Origin of the sequence: Allobosea sp. ASV33 (assembly GCF_016428755.1) — a bacterium.
GTDB lineage: Bacteria > Pseudomonadota > Alphaproteobacteria > Rhizobiales > Beijerinckiaceae > Allobosea.
This window is the reverse complement of sequence record NZ_JAELTI010000112.1, coordinates 1-16,113: the sequence shown is the minus strand read 5'-3', so window position 1 is coordinate 16,113 and position 16,113 is coordinate 1. Positions and strand designations below refer to the sequence as shown.

Sequence of the window (16,113 nt, the reverse complement as noted above, 5' to 3'; positions counted from 1 at the left end):
CCTGCGAGGCGACGGACGAGGCGACGATCATCCAGACCCGCCACCGCATTCCCGAGGCACCGCTGAAGCCCCGACAGGTCATGGTCTATCAGGTGCCGACGCCGGAACCCTTACGCCGTCTGGAGCCGCGCGAGGCCGAAACCCGCAAGATGCACGCCTGGGCCGAATACGGGCTGATGCAGGTCAAGCTCTACGAGGACATCGCCCGCTATGGCGAGATCACCAAGACCTATGACTACCCGGTCATGGTCAATGGCCGCTACGTGATGGCGCCCTCGCCCATCCCGAAATTCGACAACCCGAAGATGCACATGTCGCCGTCGCTGCAATTGTTCGGCGCCGGCCGGGAGAAGCGCATCTACGCGCTGCCGCCCTATACCAGCGTGCGGAGTCTCGATTTCGAGGACCATGCCTTCCGCATCCAGAGCTGGACCCAGCCTTGCGGGCTCTGCGGCGCGGCCGACAGCTATCTCGACGAGGTCGTGATCGACGACCAGGGCGGGCGCATGTTCGTCTGCTCCGACAGCCATTATTGCGAGACCCGCCGGGCGGAAGGCCATCGCGGCACGATGCTCGGCGACGCGGCCGCGAGCGGCCTGGTCGAGGAGACCACCCCATGACCCTGCAAGTCGCCGCGGCCGAGCTCGCGCTCGAACCCGCCCCCCTGCTTTCCGTCGACGGCGTCAGCCGCTTCTATGGCGAGCGCATCGGCTGCGCCGATGTCTCCTTCGACCTCTGGCCGGGCGAGGTGCTCGGCATCGTCGGCGAATCCGGCTCGGGCAAGTCGACCCTGCTGCGTTGCCTCGCCGGCATTGACAAGCCCGACGCGGGCGAGGTGCTGTTCCGGGGTGGCACCGAGCCGCTCGACATCTACTCGGTCTCCGAGCAGGAGCGTCGCCGCCTGATGCGCACGGCCTGGGGCATCGTCCACCAGAACCCGCGCGACGGCCTGCGCATGGATGTCACCGCCGGCGGCAATGTCGGCGAGCGCCTGATGGATCGCGGCGACCGGCATTATGGCCAGATCCGCGAGCGCGCGCTGGACTGGCTCCAGCGCGTCGAGATCGCCAGCGCCCGCATCGACGACCGGCCGCGCCAGTTTTCCGGCGGCATGCAGCAGCGCCTGCAGATCGCCCGCGTGCTGGTCTCCGAGCCGCGCCTCGTCTTCATGGACGAGCCGACCGGCGGTCTCGACGTTTCCGTACAGGCCCGCCTGCTCGACCTGCTGCGCGTGCTGGTGCGCGATCTCGGCCTCGCCGCGATCATCGTCACCCACGACCTCGCCGTGGCGCGTCTCCTGACCGACCGTTTGATGGTGATGAAGGATGGCCGCGTCGTCGAGCAGGGTCTGACCGATCAGGTCCTCGACGATCCGCACCACGCCTATACGCAGCTTCTCACCTCGGCGGTGCTGAGTGTGTGAGCCGAACCTTTGTCATTCCGGGGCTTCGCGCAGCGAAGAACCCGGAACCCACGACCGGGCGAGACCTTTGCCAATGGCGATCAGGCTCGCTCACCCAGTCGTGGTTTCCGGGTTCGGGCCTGACGGCCCGCCCCGGAATGACAACGGCGCTCCCGTCACACCCTCGTCACCTCGCCGGCACAAGGCACTGACCCCATGACCACGATGATTCAGGTCGAGAACGTCGCCAAGACCTTCACCCTGCACAATCAGGGCGGAGCGCGTTTGCCCGTCTTCGACAACGTCAATTTCCACGTCGATTCCGGCGAAGCGCTGGTGCTGGCCGGCGCGTCCGGCGCCGGCAAGTCGAGCCTGCTGCGCATCCTCTACGGCAATTACAGGCCCACGAGCGGCGCGATCCGCATCACCCATGGCGGCCGGCCCGTCGATATCGTCGCCGCCGTGCCGCGCACCGTGCTCGACATCCGTCGCCGCACGCTCGGCTTCGTTTCGCAGTTCCTGCGGGTGATCCCGCGCGTCTCGACGCTCGATATCGTCCGCGACCCGCTGCTGGCGCGCGGCGCCACGCCGGACACCGCGACCGAGCGCGCCAAGGCCATGCTCGCCCGGCTCAACCTGCCGGAACGCCTCTGGAACCTCGCGCCCGCCACCTTCTCCGGCGGCGAGCAGCAGCGCGTCAACATCGCCCGCTCCTTCGTCGACCCCTCGGCGATCATGCTGATCGACGAGCCCACCGCCTCACTCGATGCCGCCAATCGCGACGTCGTCGTCGAGCTCATTGCCGAGGCGCGCGCCGCCGGCTCCGCCATCGTCGGCATTTTCCATGACGAGGCGGTTCGCGAACGCGTCGCGACGCGCTATCTCGACATCACCGCTTTCCGGAAGGCCTGATGATGCAAACCGTTCTCACCAATGCCAAGCTGATCCTCGAGAACGAGGTCGTCACCGGCACCATCGCCTTCGGCGCGAACGGCATCACCGCCGTCGACCAGGGCAAGTCGTCCCTGCCTGGCGCGATCGATGTCGGCGGCGACTATGTCGCGCCCGGCCTCGTCGAGATGCACACCGACAACATGGAAAAGCATTTCATGCCGCGCCCGAAGGTCTTCTGGCCGAACGGGCTGGCCGCCGCGCTGGTCCATGACGCGCAGATGGCCGCGGCCGGCGTCACCACGGTCTACGACGCCGTCTGCGCCGGCACGCCCTTCTCGGCCAAGGACTACCGCAAGGACATCTTCGCCGACGTGATGAAGTCGCTGGCCTATGGCAAGAGCGAGAACGTCTTCCGCATCGACCACCGCATCCACATGCGCTGCGAGTTGACGAGCCCGCACCTGCTCGAGGATATCGCGCCCTATCAGGACGACGAACTGGTCCAGCTCGTCTCGCTGATGGACCACACCCCCGGCCAGCGCCAGTGGCGCGATCTCCAGCATCTCAAGACCTATGCTGTCGGCAACGGCAAGACGGTCGCTGAGTTCGAGGAGGACGTCGAGGTCCGGCAGCGCGAAGGCGCAGCCAATGTTGCCAAGAACTGGCAGGCCGTGGTCGACATCTTCCGCGCGCGCGGCATCCCGCTCGCGACCCATGACGACACGATCCCCGAGCATGTCGAGGAAGGCGTCGCCTCCGGCGCGGTGATCTCGGAATTCCCGACGACGGTCGAGGCCGCCGCCGCCGCCAAGCAGGCCGGCCTTGCCACGGTTGCCGGTGCCCCGAACGTCGTGCGCGGCGGCTCGCATTCCGGCGGCGTCTCGGTCTCCGAGCTCGCCGAGAAAGGCCTGCTCGACGGCCTCTCCTCGGACTATGTGCCGGCGAGCCTGCTGCAGGCTGTGGTCAAGCTCAATGCCGACCATGGCATCGCGCTGCCCGAGGCGATGGGCATGGTGACCTGGAAGGTCGCCGACATCCTCGGCCTCCGGGACCGCGGCCATCTCAAGACCGGACTGCGCGCCGATCTCGTGCGCTTCAAGGTGCTGGGCGCGACGCCGGTGCTTTCCGCCGTCTGGTCGCAGGGCGAGCGCGCATTTTGAGCAAGCCGCGCTACGCCGTCTATTACGCCCCCGCCGCTGAAAGCGCCCTCTGGCGCTTCGGTTCGGCGGTGCTCGGCTATGACGCCTTGACCGGCGAAGACCTGCCCTTCGCCGTCCCGCCCGGATGCGATCCGGCCCTGTGGCCTGCCCTCACCGAGGAACCCCGCCGCTACGGTTTCCACGCCACGCTGAAGGCGCCTTTCGAGCTCGCCGACGGCCGCAGCGAGGAGCAGTTGCGCGCCTTCGCCCGCAACCATGCCGCCGGGCTCGACGCTGTGGAACTGGCGGGCTTGAGCGTCACCGCGCTCGGCTCCTTCGTGGCACTGACACCGTCCGAGCCGAGCGAGGCCTTGCAGCGCTTCGCCTTCTCGGCCGTGCAGGCCTTCGAGCTCTTCCGCGCGCCGCTCTCCGAAGCGGACAAGGCGCGTCGCCTCAAGAGCCCGCTGACGCCGGCCCAGCACGCCTATCTCGAAGCCTATGGCTATCCCTATGTCGGCGACGCCTTCCGCTTCCACATGACGCTGACCGGCTCCCTGCCAAGCGAGCAGGCGGGACCGGTGAAGCAGGCGCTTGAGACCGCCTATGCGGCGGCGCTGCCAGCCGGTCCGGTCAGGATCGATCGCTTCGCGCTGTTCAGGCAGGACGACCGAGCCGGCCGCTTCCGCCTGCTCGATTCCTACGCTTTCGGGTGAGCTCTCCTTGCCGAACCGGGGCGTCATTCTCGGGCGAAGCGTAGCGCAGACCCGAGAATCTCTTTCAGAAGATGCTCGGGTCAAGCCCGAGCATGACGGCGGAGAAATGCCTGCGCTGCGGCATTCACGACGACTACCGCCCCAACCCTCGCAGCACCGCCAGCAACTCCTCCGCCGCCTCGGCGACGCTGCGATCGTTCAGGATCGTGACGATCTCGGCGCGCTGCGCCGTCAGCGGCGCCTCGCGCTTCAAACGGGCCGCGATATCGGCCTCGGTCTCGCGCCCGCGCGCCGCCAGACGCTGCGCCAGCACCGCGACCGGCGCGGTGATGTTGAGCACGACGACACGCTCGGCGAGCTGCTCGGCCGTCGCAATGGCCGCGCGCGAAACATTGACGATCACGACGTCGCCCGCATCGATACCGGAAAGCTCGGCGACTGGAATGCCGTAGCTCAGCCCATGCGCCTGCCAGCTCAGCGCCAGCCCGCCATCGGCCTTGAACGCGCGAAAAGCGGCCTCGTCGCAGGAATCGTGATCCTCGGCCCCGGCCATGGCTGGCCGGGTGATCAGGCGCCGCGCGAAGCGATAGCCGGGATCGCCGGAAAGCCCTGCCCGCGCCGCATCCATCAGCGTGTCCTTCCCTGCCCCGGAGGGACCTACCACGAGAACGAGCACGCCCGTCTGCACGGCGGGGATCGCGATATCAGGAGAGGATAAGGACATGGCCGCGAAGAAGCTTGGACTCGAACCGCTGATCGACCCGACCGCCCAGGTGAGGCAGGCGACGCTCGGCCGCTACACCGCCATCGGTGCGCGCACCATCTTCGCCGAGTCGACGATGGGTGACTACTCCTATGTCGTGAACGACGCGAATGTCATTTACACGACAATCGGCAAGTTCTGCTCGATCGCGGCGATGACCCGGATCAACCCGGGCAACCACCCGATGCATCGCGCCAGCCAGTCGCATTTCACCTATCGCGCCGCCGCCTATTTCGACGATGCGGAGGATGACGAAGCCTTCTTCGACTGGCGCCGGGCGCATGCCGTGACGATCGGCCACGATGTCTGGATCGGCCATGGCGCGATCGTTCTCGCCGGCCGCAATATCGGCACCGGCGCGGTGGTCGCGGGCGGCGCCATCGTCACCAAGGACGTGGCGCCCTACACCATCGTCGCCGGCAACCCGGCCCGCCCGGTGCGGCGCCGGTTTGCCGAGGATATCGCGGAAAGATTGCAGAACCTCGCCTGGTGGGACTGGGAGCATGCGCGCCTGCGTGCCGCCCTTGACGATTTCCGCAACCTCTCCGTTGAGGATTTCTTGGACCGATACGAAACCGAATGAGAGAGAATCCATCCTATTGGTATGGCTACGTTATTCCGATCAAATAACATTCGTGGAAGGTTCAAATTTCGCGATAATACGGCTGGACCTTGTAGAAATTGACCCAGATCAAGACATACCCTCATAGGTTGTTAACCTTGTGGGGCCATGGTCGGTCTCCGGCGGAAACGGGTTCCGCCCGAGGCTGGGGACCTCCTGATGTCGGCACTGGATCATCTCGGCAAGCGGCTTGCCTTCATGCAACTCGGCCCGGAGGCGCAGGCGCGCATTCGCGATGTCGGCGACGCTTTGGGCCCGTCCATTCCAGCCGCGCTCGACGCTTTCTACGCACAATTGCGCGCCTTCCCGGAAACGAAGGCGTTCTTCAGCAACGAGCAGCATATCGAGGGCGCCAAGCAGCGCCAGGCCAGGCACTGGGGCGGCATCGCCACCGGCAAGTTCGACGAGAATTATATCGGCGCCGTCACCCAGGTCGGGAAAGTCCATGCCCGCATCGGCCTGGAGCCTCGCTGGTATATCGGCGGCTACGCGCTGATCCTTGAGAAGCTGCTCACCGGCGTGCTGGAAGCGCGCTGGCCGAAGAACGCGCTGGGCAAGCGCATGGCCGGCGCGGCCGAGCGCTCGGCCGAGATCGGCGCCATCGTCAAGGCAGCGCTGCTCGACATGGATTACGCGATCACCGTCTATCTCGAAGCCTCCGAGGAAGCCCGGCTGAAGGCCGAGGCCGAGGCCCGCGCCATCGAGCAGGCCAAGGCGGCCGAGCGCGACAAGGCGATCGCCTGCGTCAGCCAGAGCATGGCCGCGCTCGCCGAGGGCGACCTGACCTATCGCATGAGCGCCGAGATCCCGGCCGAGTACGCGGAGATCCGCGACCATTTCAACGGCGCGATGGCGCGCCTCCAGGAGATGGTCGGCACGATCAAGGCGACCTCGGCCGCGATCGCCTCCTCCTCGCAGGAGATCAGCACTGGCGCCCAGGATCTCTCGATGCGCACCGAGCAGCAGGCCTCGGCGCTGGAGGAGAGCGCGGCGACGACCGAACAGCTCGCGGCCTCCGTGAAGACCTCGACCCAGGCCTCGCGCGAATCCGTCTCGCTGGCCGACGAGGCCGCCAATGTCGCGCGCACCGGCGGCGATATCGTCCGCGAGGCCGTCGAGGCGATGGCGCGGATCGAAGGCGCTTCGAAACGCATCTCGGAGATCACTGACGTGATCGACGGCATCGCCTTCCAGACCAACCTGCTGGCGCTCAATGCCGCCGTCGAGGCCGCGCGTGCCGGCGATGCCGGCCGTGGCTTCGCCGTCGTCGCGGCCGAGGTCCGGGCATTGGCGCAGCGCTCGGCAGGCGCGGCCAAGGACATCACAGGGCTGATCTCGTCCTCGGACGCGGAGGTCGCCGACGGCGTCAAGCTGGTGCGTCAGGCCGGCGAGACGCTGGACCGCATCGTCGCCGCTTCCGCCAAGGTCTCCAGCACCGTCGAAGAGATCGCCTCGGCCTCCAGCGAGCAGGCCAACGGCATCGACGAGATGAGCCAGACCGTCAGCCACATGGACGAGATCACCCAGCAAAACGCGGCCCTGGCCGAGGAAAGCGCGGCCTCGGCCCGCGTGCTGCTCGACCAGATCGGCCAGCTGAACCGGCTGGTCGCGGCCTTCCGGACCGAACAGGGCGGAGCGGCAGGCAATGCCGGAGCGGCCCGTCGGCGCGCGGCCTGAGCCGATCCTGGAGCGTGCTGACTTTGCTCCAAACCACGCCGTCATCCCGGGCTTGACCCGGGATCCATCGGAGGTCTCCGGAGCTCTACGCCGGATCCCGGATCGGCGCAGCGGAGTTTATCCTTGAGCCGGCCGAAGGTCGGACCCGAGGTCAGCTTGTCCGGGATGACGTCCGTGGATATCGGCCGCGCCTGATGCCCTACCCGGCGAGCCGCCAGACCGAACTGCGCTTGACCTCGGCATCCTCCAAAGCGCGCGTCACGGGCACCTCATAGGTCGCGAGCGCTTCCAACCTTTCGCGCGGCAGATAGCTACGGCCGGGATCGCCGATCAGCACCGTCGCGCCGCGTGCCGACAGCCCGGACAGCCAGTCGATGACGCGCCCGGCCATCGCGCGCTCGTAGCAGACGTCCCCCGCGCAGATCACATCCCAGCCCTCGTCAAGGCCGATCAGATCCTCGCAGCGCGCCGTCACCGCGACGCCATTGGCCGCCGCGTTGATGCCGATCGCCGCCGCCGCAAAGGCATCGATATCGCAGGCCTCGACCGGCGCCGCTCCGGCCTTCGCCGCCGCGATCCCCACCAACCCGGAGCCGGAGGCGAAATCCAGCATCCGCCGCCCCGCGACGATCTCGGGATGATCCAGCAGATACCGCGCGAGCGCTTGCCCGCCCGCCCAGGCGAAGGCCCAGAACGGCGGCGGCAGGCCGATCACCGCAAGCTCGTCCTCGGTCTTCTGCCAGAGTTCCGTCGCCTCCTCGGCGACATGCAGCGCGATCTCCGGCGCATGCGGCACCGGGAGCAGCCGCGTATGGGCGCGGATGAAGGCCTCGCGGTCGAGGACGGCCTCGCCGCTCATGCCGCAGCGTCCGGCGCGATGCGGCCGAGCAGGCTAAGATAGAGCGCCTTCACGCCGTTCATCACGTCGCGCTCGGTATGGCCGTCGAGCAGGCGGGCGCGGGCATTCTCGCCCATGCGCTCGGCGAGGCGCGGCGTGCCGGCAAGCGCGATCAGCGCCTTGGCCAGCGCTACGGCGTCATCGGCCGGAACCACCATGCCGTCCTGTCCGTCGCGGACGAAGCTGCGGCAGCCCGGCACGTCCGTGGTCAGGATCGCCCGGCCGCAGGCCGCCGCCTCCAGGATCGTGCGCGGCAGGCCCTCGCCGCCGCGCGACGGCAGGATGCAGAGATGATGCGCCTTCCAGACGCCCTCGATATCCCGCGTCGGCCCGGCCCAGGTGATGCCCGGCCGCGCCGCCCATTCCTTCAGCGTCGTCTCAGGGATTGCCTTGGGATTGGAGGGGTCGGGCGCGCCATGGATGGTGAGCGTGACCTTCGCGCCCTCGGCTCGCGCCAGTCTCACCGCCTCCACGGCAAGATCGACGCCTTTGGACCAGAGCATGCGCGCGACCAGCGCGACCTTGAGCGGCGGCGCCGGCGGCATCGGCGAGGGCATCAGGATCAACGGATCGACCCCGGCCCCGCCGACGATCGCGACCTTCGCGCCGTCCTGCGGATCGAGCCCGAGCGTCACGGGATCGTCGGGGTTCTCGAACAGGAACCGCACCTGCGGCCCGTCAATCGCGCCGCGCAGCCAGGTGATCGCGGCGAAGCGCGCAGCCGCCGCGAGCGCGCCCTGCTTGGCGCCGAGAAAGCCGAGCCCGGTCAGCGCATAGACGCGGCGCTCGACACCGGCGAGCTTGCCGGCCAGCCCGGCGAGCGCGATCGGCTTCAGCGCGATGCAATGGAGGATATCGGGCTTCTCGGCCGCGATCAGGCGCTTCAACGCCGCGACCTGCCGGAACAGCGCGCGCGGATCGAGGCTGCGCCGCTCCGCCTCCAGCCCGATCAAACGAGCGCCGGTCGCCTCGATGACGCGCCGGTGGTTGCGCTCCCGCGCGATCACCGCGACGTCGAAACCGAGTTCGCGCGCCGCCCGCGCCATCGGCAGGAAATGCGAGGCGAAGAACCAGTCCTCGGTGGCGACGAAAAGGAGTTTCGGGCGCGGCATGGCGCCATCAGGCCGATGCGGTGGCGAAGGTCAAGCCCGCTTGCGCCTCAGGGCCGCGCCGTCGCGACCGGCAGAACCCGCGCCAGCGCTGTCGGCGGATCGATCCGGCCGGCGCCATAGACCGGATCCCGGCCGCGCGAGCCGAGATCGATCGCGCTGTCGGCGAGCACCCGGCGGGCGCTGTCGGAATCGAGCTCCGGCTGCTTTTCGAGCAGGAGAGCAACCAGCGCCGTGACATGGGCGGCGGCGATCGAGGTACCCGAGGTGAAGACATAGCGCCCACCCGGTTCGGCCGTCAGCACGTCGACGCCGGGTGCCGCGATCGCGACATAAGAGCCCCGATTGGCCTCGCTGAAGACCTTGTCCTCGGCATCGGTCGCGGTCACCGCGATTACGCTCGGATCGGCGCCGGGATAGAGCGGCGCCGAGCGGGCGCCGCCATTGCCGGCGGCCGCGACGGTGATGACGCCGCGCTCCTTCGCACCGGCCAGTGCCTTGGACAGCAAGCGGTCCTGAGGGCCGGCGAAGCTCAGGTTGATCACCTTGGCGCGCTGCTGGACGACCCATTCGAGCGCCGTCAGGATCTGGAACGACTTGCCGTTGGCGGAGACGGCTTGCGGGCCGCCGAAGGCCCGCGCGACGACGAGGCGGGCCGCAGGCGCAATGCCCTGCAATTCGCCATGCGCGACGATCGCCGCGGCCATCGACGTGCCGTGGGCATGCGGCGTCGCCAGACCGTCGATCGCGTCGAGATAGCCCACGACCGACCCCTGGATCTCGGGATGGTCCATGTCGACGCCGGAATCGATGATCCCGACCCGGATATTGCGGCCCTGCGCCAGCTTGCGCGCCTCGCTCAGGCGCAGCTTGTCGACGACATATTGCGGCGGCAGCATGCGCCGCACGGCGGCCGTGCCGCGCGCCGCCGTCGCGGGATCGGCCAGCCGCAGGCCCGGTGCCGGCGCTGCTTGCGTGGAATCGGAAGAAGCCGTGGTCGTCCCCGCCGGCCCGTCGGCACGGGAGAGGGAATCCTGCTGCAATTCGAAGAGGAAATTCGGCTGAGCCCCGGCGATATTGGTGTCGTCGCCCATCTCGGTCAGCACGGCGCGCAGGTCTCGTCCGGCCTCGAGCTTGGCCCGGATGATGGTGACCCCCGCGAGATCGAAGCGCTGACGCGCGATCAATGTCGCGCCATAGCGGCGCAGCACGGCTTCGGCCTCGACATTGGGCGCGAGCTCGAACAGCACTTCGTCGGGCACGAAGCGGGTCTCGTCGAGCGCCGGCACGATGCTGCGCTGGGTCCGCGTCTGCAGCCAGGAACCGGGCGGCACGCGCATCGAGCGGTTGGTCCCCCCGGCCGAGGGCTGCTGCGGGCTCGTCGTCGGCGCGACGCGCCTGCCGTCGCCGGTCCCTCCGGCGGGCTGGGCGAAGACCGAGCCAGGCACGAGCGCGAGCGCGCATGCGAGAAGGCCGGCGCCGGCGAGGCACCGAACCCTGGATTTACGGCGGGCGAACGGGGACGGCAGCATGGCCGGATCCTCCTGCGACGACGACATCATGCCATGGCGCCCGACAACCGCGCCAGCCGGGATTACGGCGCCGGCGCGACGAAGCTGACGATGGCACTCTCGCCCTTCATCCGCGCCGCGATCGCATCGACCTGGGCGGTGGAGAGGGAGGCATCGCCGACGCGCACCTTGAAGAAGCCGTTGGCACGGGGGCCGTCGACGACCGAGGCGTCGAAGCGCTTGAAGAAGGAGGCGATCTCGCCGGCCTTCGCCTCGGGCGAGAAGCTCAGCAGCACATAGCTTTCCGACGCGCGCGTGCCCGGCGCGGAGGCCGTCTGGAAGCCGGGCCCGCCGTCGCGCAGGGCAAGCCCGGTGATCGCCACGCCCTGCAGAACGATCAGCGCGAGCGCAGCGGCACTGGCATAGGCGAGACGGCGCGGCGTCTGCGCGGCCAGGAGGCCACCGAGCCAACCGAGCAGGCCGCGACCGTTCTCCTGGGCGCGGGCTAGAAGAGGCACCGGACGGGCTTCGGCCTCGATGCCGGCCATCAGCTTTTCGAGCGCGTTGTGGGAGGGCGCGCCGAGGCTCTCGTTAAGCAGCACCGTCTCGGCCATGTCGTCGCGAATGAGGTCGAGCCGGGCGGCAAGCTCGGCATCGGCGGCGAGCGCCGTCTCGACGCGGCGCTTGTCGGCATCCGAGATGCGGCCATTGGCGTAGAAGGGCAGCAGCTCCTCGAGCTCGCGGCGCTTCGGATCGCTGGCGATGCTGTCGTTCATCACGCCACTCCCTGCGCAGCCGGGCCGCGCCTTATAAAAACGAAAATCCTACGGCCAGCCGCGGTCGATGCCCGCGGCCTTGAGCATCTCGCCCAGCTTCTTGCGGGCATGGAAAAGCCGCGTCTTGACGGTGTTCTCGGGGATACCGACGATCCGCGCGACCTCCTCGACAGAGGTCTCATGGTAATAGACGAGATCGATGACCTCGCGATGCTCCGCCGAAAGGCGTCCGAGGCAGGCGCGGATGGCGAGACCCTTGTCCTGCTTCTGCAGGACAACTTCCGGGCCGTCGGTCTCGTCCTCGATGCTTTCGGCATAATCCTCGTCCAGCTCGGCATCGCGGCGCTTGCGCAAGAGCGACCAGGCCTTGTTCCGGGCGATGGCGAGCAGCCAGGTCGAGACCGAGGCACGCGCCTCGAACCGATCAGCCTGTCGCCACAGATCCATGAACACGTCACTGATCACATCCTCGGCAAGCGTCTCGTCACGGACGAGCCGCAGCACGAAACGGTAGACCCGCACCTGATGCCGCGAAAACAGCACCTTCATCGCGAGCCGGTCACCAGAGGCGATCCGTTTGACGAGATCCTCGTCCGATTCCGTATGCATTGCCCCTCGAAGGCCAGGCATCCCGGCTCGCATCAGGTTGTCGCGGCGAGCGGGGAAAAGGTTCAACCCGGCGCGCACATTAATCTGCACGTTCGGATTTGCCGATAGGCGGATACGAAACGGATAGGTGTTTTTTGCCCGAAAATCAGCCTTTGGCCGGGGCAGGCACTGCCATCGCGGTTAAGCGGATATGAAAAGGGGCGCTCGCGGCGCCCCAAATCGCATTCTCAGGAGATGCGGAAAGTCCTGGCATCCGGCCTCTATCGGCCGAACTGCAAAGGCGTCAGCGGCGCTTGCCGGCCGTGCGCATCTGCATGTACTGCACGGCTTCGAGCAGCACCTTGCGCGGACGCTCGGCGTCGCGCTTGGCCTGCTCGGCCTTGCGGGCGGCTTCGCGAGCGATCTCTTCCTGGCGCTTCTCTTCTTCGATGCGCGCACGCTCGATCGCTTCCAGACGCTCCTTCTCGGCCCGGATCTTCGCCTTCTCGGCTTCGCGCTCGGCGCGCGCCTGGGCGATGGCTTCCCGCTCCTCGCGTCGCTGCACCATCACCGGGTCGTCGGCCTTCGGCCGGGCCTGGAAACGCTCGAGCAGCGCCTTCTTGGCATTGGCGGAATTGGACTGGCGGTCGGTAAAGCTGCGGTCGTTCGGGTTCTTCAAGGGTGATCTTCTCTCGGGTTGTTACGGACATTCATCAGCCCGCGCGGGCGAGATAATCCAGATCGCGTTGGATTGGTATCGAAATCGACGCGCGGCAGCCCCGCTTCCAGCGCTTAACGGGCGGCAAATCCTGTATGCTGCACGCCGAAAACGCATGAGAACGGCAGGAGCAGCACCCGATAAGACGGGCGGGCCGGCCCTTGCATATGGGCGGCAAGCCCCATCCTGTCAATGCGCTGCGGCCTTTCCAGCCCGCCCGACGCCCCGAAAAACACCTCTATGCTTTACAAGCGTGGCATTTTCGCCAACAGGCAGGATAACCGCCGCAACAACGCCGTGCTCCCGTGAAGACGCCCCTGCTTTCCGATTTCCGCCGCATCGTCGTCAAGGTCGGCTCCAGCCTGCTGGTCGACCGCGAGCGCGGCCGCCTGCGCCATGCCTGGCTCGCGGCATTGGCCGAGGATCTTGCCGACCTGCACCAGCGCGGCGCCGACGTGCTCGTCGTCTCCTCCGGCGCGATCGCCTTGGGGCGCACCGTGCTCGGCCTGCCTTCCGGACCTTTGAGGCTGGAGGAGAGCCAGGCCGCCGCCGCGGTCGGCCAGATCGCGCTCGCCCGCAACTGGGCCGAGGCGCTCGGCGCCCATGGCCTCACCGCCGGCCAGGTGCTGCTGACGCTCGCCGATACCGAGCAGCGCCGCCGCTATCTCAACGCGCGCGCGACGCTCGGCCGCCTGCTCGACCTGCGTGCCATCCCCGTCATCAACGAGAACGACACCGTCGCCACCACCGAGATCCGTTATGGCGACAACGACCGGCTCGCGGCGCGGGTCGCGACCATGGCCGGCGCCGACCTCCTGGTGCTCTTCTCCGATATCGACGGGCTCTATACCGCCCCGCCCGCGAAGGACCCGAGCGCGCAGCATATCCCCGTGGTCGAGCGCATCACGCCCGAGATCGACGCTATGGCCGGCGGGGCAGCTTCCGAACTCTCGCGCGGCGGCATGCGCACCAAGATCGAAGCCGGCAAGATCGCCGCGGCCGGCGGCACCCATATGCTGATCGCCGACGGGCGCGCTAAGAACCCGCTCGCCAGCGTCGCCGAGGGCGGCCGCTGCACCTGGTTCCTCACGGCCTCGACGCCCGCCACCGCCCGCAAGACCTGGATCGCCGGCTCGCTGGAGCCCCGCGGCACGCTGCATCTCGATGCCGGCGCGGCCCGTGCGCTGCGCGGTGGCGCGAGCCTGCTGCCGGTTGGCGTTGTCAGGATCGAGGGCGAGTTCGCGCGCGGCGACGCCGTGCTGATCCGCGACCCCGAGGGTCAATTGCTCGGCCGCGGCCTCGTCGCCTACGACGCCTCCGAGGCGGTGCTGGTGCTCGGCAAGGCCTCCCGCGATATCGAGAGTGCTCTCGGCTATCCCGGCCGCGCCGAGATGATCCATCGGGACGACATGGCGCTCGGGCTGGGCTAGGGCATTGCCGACATCCAAAAATGCGCTGTCATTCCGGACAAGCCGCGATAGCGGCGCCGATCCGGCATCCATCGTAAGGCTCGGCGCTCTCCGATGGATTCCGGGTCAAGCCCGGAATGACGGCGCGTTTTTCGGGAACGCTGATATGCTGTGGTCGAACGAATGTCTTTTGGGCTGAACGAGATGACCGGCGACAGCGCATTGCGCATCATCGCGACGAACGAAGCGGCCGATATCGGCAGCGTCATGCAGGAACTCGGCCGTCGCGCCCGCGCCGCCGCACGCAAGGTCGCGCTCAGCCCGGCCGAACAGCGCAACGCCGCCCTTCTCGGCATGGCCAATGCGCTGCGCGCCCGCAGCGCCAGGATCCTCGCCGCCAACGCGCAGGACCTCGTTGACGGCAAGGCCGCGTCCTTAAGCGCCTCCTTCATGGATCGCCTCGCCCTCGACGAAAAGCGCCTCTCCGCCATGGCCGACGCCGTCGCCGAGGTCGCCGACCTGCCCGATCCGCTCGGCCGCGTGCTGGCGGAATGGACCCGGCCGAACGGCCTGCGCTTCGAACGCGTCGCGACGCCGCTCGGCGTCATCGCCGTGATCTTCGAGAGCCGCCCCAATGTCACGGCCGATGCGGGAGCGCTCTGCCTGAAGAGCGGCAATGCCGCGATCCTGCGCGCCGGCTCCGATTCCTTCCGCTCCTCGACCGAGATCGCCGCCGCGATGCGCGAGGGCCTGGAAGCCGCCGGCCTGCCCGGCGACGCGATCCAGCTCGTCCCGACGCGCGACCGCGCCGCGGTCGGCGAAATCCTCTCGGGGCTGAACGGCAATATCGACGTCGTCGTGCCGCGTGGCGGGAAAAGCCTCGTCGCCCGCGTCCAGAGCGAGGCGCGCGTGCCGGTCTTCGCCCATCTCGACGGCAACTGCCATGTCTATGTCGGTGCCGAGGCCGATCTCGCCATGGCCCGCGACATCCTGCTCAACGCTAAGCTCCGCCGTACCGGTGTCTGCGGCGCCGCCGAGACGCTACTCGTCGACGATGCCTGCGCCGCGAGCCATCTCGCCCCGCTCGTCACCGCCCTGCTCGACGCCGGCTGCGCCGTACGCGGCGATGAAGCCGCAAGGGCGGCCGACGTGCGCGTCACGGCCGCCACCGCAGAAGACTGGGCAACCGAATATCTCGACCGGATCATCGCGGTGAAGACCGTTAATGGCCTCGATGCCGCGATCGACCATATCGAGCGCTACGGCTCGCACCATACCGACGCGATCGTCACCGCGGACGAAGCCGCCGCCGCCCGCTTCCTGGCCGAGGTCGATTCGGCCATCGTCATCCACAATGCTTCGACCCAATTCGCCGATGGCGGCGAATTCGGCTTCGGCGCCGAGATCGGCATCGCCACCGGCCGCATGCATGCGCGCGGCCCGGTCGGCGTCGAGCAGCTCTGCTCCTTCAAATACCGCGTCCATGGCGCGGGCCAGACCCGGCCCTGAGGCGAAACCCGGCCTATGACGAGCGAGTTGCAGCGCGTGCCGTCCCGGCTGCCCCCCTTCGCGCCCGGCCTGCGGATCGGCCTGTTCGGCGGCAGCTTCAACCCGGCCCATGAGGGACACCGGCTGTCGAGCCTGACCGCCTTGCGCCGCCTCCAGCTCGACCGAGTCTGGTGGCTGGTCACGCCCGGCAACCCGCTGAAGGACAACGCAGCACTCCCTTCGCTCGCCGAGCGCATCCGCCAGGCCGAAGCCGTAGCCGGCCATGCCCGCATCGACGTCACCGGCGTCGAGGCGATGCTGCGCACCCGCTACACCGCCGACACGCTGCGCGCACTGAAGCGGCGCTGCCCCGGCGTGAACTTCGTCTGGATCATGGGCTCCGACA

The 16,113-nt window shown here is 68.4% G+C and carries 17 protein-coding genes; 10 read left to right on the top strand and 7 right to left on the bottom strand.

Features of this window, described 5'->3' with window-relative positions; genetic code table 11:
* The 5 genes from JHD80_RS23600 to JHD80_RS23580 all read left to right on the top strand — a co-directional run.
* A partial coding sequence (locus tag JHD80_RS23600) for an alpha-D-ribose 1-methylphosphonate 5-phosphate C-P-lyase PhnJ (protein ID WP_199092411.1) occupies positions 1 to 620 on the top strand: 620 nt, incomplete at its 5' end.
* Complete coding sequence (gene phnK / locus JHD80_RS23595; RefSeq protein ID WP_199092409.1) at positions 617 to 1,423, top strand: phosphonate C-P lyase system protein PhnK; 807 nt, start codon at positions 617 to 619, stop codon at positions 1,421 to 1,423. The genes JHD80_RS23600 and phnK, both read left to right, overlap by 4 nt.
* Before the next feature lie 195 nt (positions 1,424 to 1,618).
* Positions 1,619 to 2,314, top strand: a complete 696-nt coding sequence (gene phnL / locus JHD80_RS23590; RefSeq protein WP_199092408.1) for a phosphonate C-P lyase system protein PhnL — start codon at positions 1,619 to 1,621, stop codon at positions 2,312 to 2,314.
* Positions 2,314 to 3,456, top strand: a complete 1,143-nt coding sequence (locus JHD80_RS23585; protein WP_248311742.1) for an alpha-D-ribose 1-methylphosphonate 5-triphosphate diphosphatase — start codon at positions 2,314 to 2,316, stop codon at positions 3,454 to 3,456. The genes phnL and JHD80_RS23585 overlap by 1 nt, the downstream gene beginning before the upstream one ends.
* Positions 3,453 to 4,148, top strand: coding sequence for a DUF1045 domain-containing protein (locus JHD80_RS23580; RefSeq protein ID WP_248311741.1), 696 nt, complete (start codon positions 3,453 to 3,455; stop codon positions 4,146 to 4,148). Before JHD80_RS23585 ends, JHD80_RS23580 begins: the two co-directional genes overlap by 4 nt.
* Before the next feature lie 133 nt (positions 4,149 to 4,281).
* Here JHD80_RS23580 and phnN read toward each other — a convergent pair whose 3' ends face one another.
* Positions 4,282 to 4,872 carry a phosphonate metabolism protein/1,5-bisphosphokinase (PRPP-forming) PhnN gene (phnN, locus tag JHD80_RS23575; protein WP_199092406.1) on the bottom strand — a complete coding sequence of 197 codons (591 nt, stop codon included), beginning with the start codon at positions 4,870 to 4,872 and terminating at the stop codon, positions 4,282 to 4,284.
* On the opposite strand from phnN, the gene JHD80_RS23570 reads away from it, so the two are divergent.
* Positions 4,871 to 5,494: an LbetaH domain-containing protein gene (locus JHD80_RS23570; RefSeq protein WP_199092404.1), complete on the top strand. Its 624-nt coding sequence runs from the start codon at positions 4,871 to 4,873 to the stop codon at positions 5,492 to 5,494. The two genes, phnN and JHD80_RS23570, sit on opposite strands and share 2 nt — an antisense overlap.
* A gap of 198 nt (positions 5,495 to 5,692) precedes the next feature.
* The gene (locus tag JHD80_RS23565) at positions 5,693 to 7,210 is read left to right on the top strand and encodes a globin-coupled sensor protein (RefSeq protein WP_199092402.1); all 1,518 of its coding nucleotides are present in this window, start codon (positions 5,693 to 5,695) and stop codon (positions 7,208 to 7,210) included.
* Positions 7,211 to 7,409: 199 nt separating this feature from the next.
* Here JHD80_RS23565 and JHD80_RS23560 read toward each other — a convergent pair whose 3' ends face one another.
* The 6 genes from JHD80_RS23560 to JHD80_RS23535 form a co-directional block, all read right to left on the bottom strand.
* Positions 7,410 to 8,069 carry a class I SAM-dependent methyltransferase gene (locus tag JHD80_RS23560; RefSeq protein ID WP_199092400.1) on the bottom strand — a complete coding sequence of 220 codons (660 nt, stop codon included), beginning with the start codon at positions 8,067 to 8,069 and terminating at the stop codon, positions 7,410 to 7,412.
* Positions 8,066 to 9,220, bottom strand: coding sequence for a glycosyltransferase family 4 protein (locus tag JHD80_RS23555; protein ID WP_199092398.1), 1,155 nt, complete (start codon positions 9,218 to 9,220; stop codon positions 8,066 to 8,068). Before JHD80_RS23555 ends, JHD80_RS23560 begins: the two co-directional genes overlap by 4 nt.
* A gap of 47 nt (positions 9,221 to 9,267) precedes the next feature.
* Positions 9,268 to 10,749 (bottom strand): S8 family serine peptidase, encoded by a 1,482-nt coding sequence (locus tag JHD80_RS23550; RefSeq protein ID WP_199092396.1) that lies wholly within the window; start codon positions 10,747 to 10,749, stop codon positions 9,268 to 9,270.
* 62 nt (positions 10,750 to 10,811) lie between these two features.
* Entirely contained in the window at positions 10,812 to 11,504 is a 693-nt protein-coding gene (locus JHD80_RS23545; protein WP_199092394.1) for a hypothetical protein, read from the bottom strand.
* A gap of 48 nt (positions 11,505 to 11,552) precedes the next feature.
* Entirely contained in the window at positions 11,553 to 12,113 is a 561-nt protein-coding gene (locus JHD80_RS23540; protein WP_199092393.1) for a sigma-70 family RNA polymerase sigma factor, read from the bottom strand.
* 283 nt (positions 12,114 to 12,396) lie between these two features.
* Complete coding sequence (locus tag JHD80_RS23535; RefSeq protein WP_199092391.1) at positions 12,397 to 12,771, bottom strand: DUF6481 family protein; 375 nt, start codon at positions 12,769 to 12,771, stop codon at positions 12,397 to 12,399.
* A 344-nt stretch (positions 12,772 to 13,115) separates the two neighbouring features.
* On the opposite strand from JHD80_RS23535, the gene proB reads away from it, so the two are divergent.
* The 3 genes from proB to JHD80_RS23520 form a co-directional block, all read left to right on the top strand.
* The gene (gene proB / locus JHD80_RS23530; protein ID WP_199092389.1) at positions 13,116 to 14,240 is read left to right on the top strand and encodes a glutamate 5-kinase; all 1,125 of its coding nucleotides are present in this window, start codon (positions 13,116 to 13,118) and stop codon (positions 14,238 to 14,240) included.
* Between the two features lie 246 nt (positions 14,241 to 14,486).
* Positions 14,487 to 15,728 carry a glutamate-5-semialdehyde dehydrogenase gene (locus JHD80_RS23525; RefSeq protein ID WP_199092413.1) on the top strand — a complete coding sequence of 414 codons (1,242 nt, stop codon included), beginning with the start codon at positions 14,487 to 14,489 and terminating at the stop codon, positions 15,726 to 15,728.
* A gap of 15 nt (positions 15,729 to 15,743) precedes the next feature.
* Positions 15,744 to 16,113: nicotinate-nucleotide adenylyltransferase (locus tag JHD80_RS23520; RefSeq protein ID WP_199092387.1), on the top strand; the 370-nt coding region annotated here is incomplete at its 3' end.

Coding starts and splice junctions, on each gene's coding strand:
- JHD80_RS23525 (WP_199092413.1), top strand. CDS start 14,487: ATGCAGGAACTCGGCCGTCGCGCCCGCGCCGCCGCACGCAAGGTCGCG.
- phnL (WP_199092408.1), top strand. CDS start 1,619: ATGACCACGATGATTCAGGTCGAGAACGTCGCCAAGACCTTCACCCTG.
- JHD80_RS23555 (WP_199092398.1), bottom strand. CDS start 9,220: ATGCCGCGCCCGAAACTCCTTTTCGTCGCCACCGAGGACTGGTTCTTC.
- JHD80_RS23565 (WP_199092402.1), top strand. CDS start 5,693: ATGTCGGCACTGGATCATCTCGGCAAGCGGCTTGCCTTCATGCAACTC.
- JHD80_RS23585 (WP_248311742.1), top strand. CDS start 2,314: ATGATGCAAACCGTTCTCACCAATGCCAAGCTGATCCTCGAGAACGAG.
- JHD80_RS23550 (WP_199092396.1), bottom strand. CDS start 10,749: ATGCTGCCGTCCCCGTTCGCCCGCCGTAAATCCAGGGTTCGGTGCCTC.
- JHD80_RS23560 (WP_199092400.1), bottom strand. CDS start 8,069: ATGAGCGGCGAGGCCGTCCTCGACCGCGAGGCCTTCATCCGCGCCCAT.
- phnK (WP_199092409.1), top strand. CDS start 617: ATGACCCTGCAAGTCGCCGCGGCCGAGCTCGCGCTCGAACCCGCCCCC.
- JHD80_RS23570 (WP_199092404.1), top strand. CDS start 4,871: ATGGCCGCGAAGAAGCTTGGACTCGAACCGCTGATCGACCCGACCGCC.
- JHD80_RS23545 (WP_199092394.1), bottom strand. CDS start 11,504: ATGAACGACAGCATCGCCAGCGATCCGAAGCGCCGCGAGCTCGAGGAG.
- JHD80_RS23540 (WP_199092393.1), bottom strand. CDS start 12,113: ATGCATACGGAATCGGACGAGGATCTCGTCAAACGGATCGCCTCTGGT.
- phnN (WP_199092406.1), bottom strand. CDS start 4,872: ATGTCCTTATCCTCTCCTGATATCGCGATCCCCGCCGTGCAGACGGGC.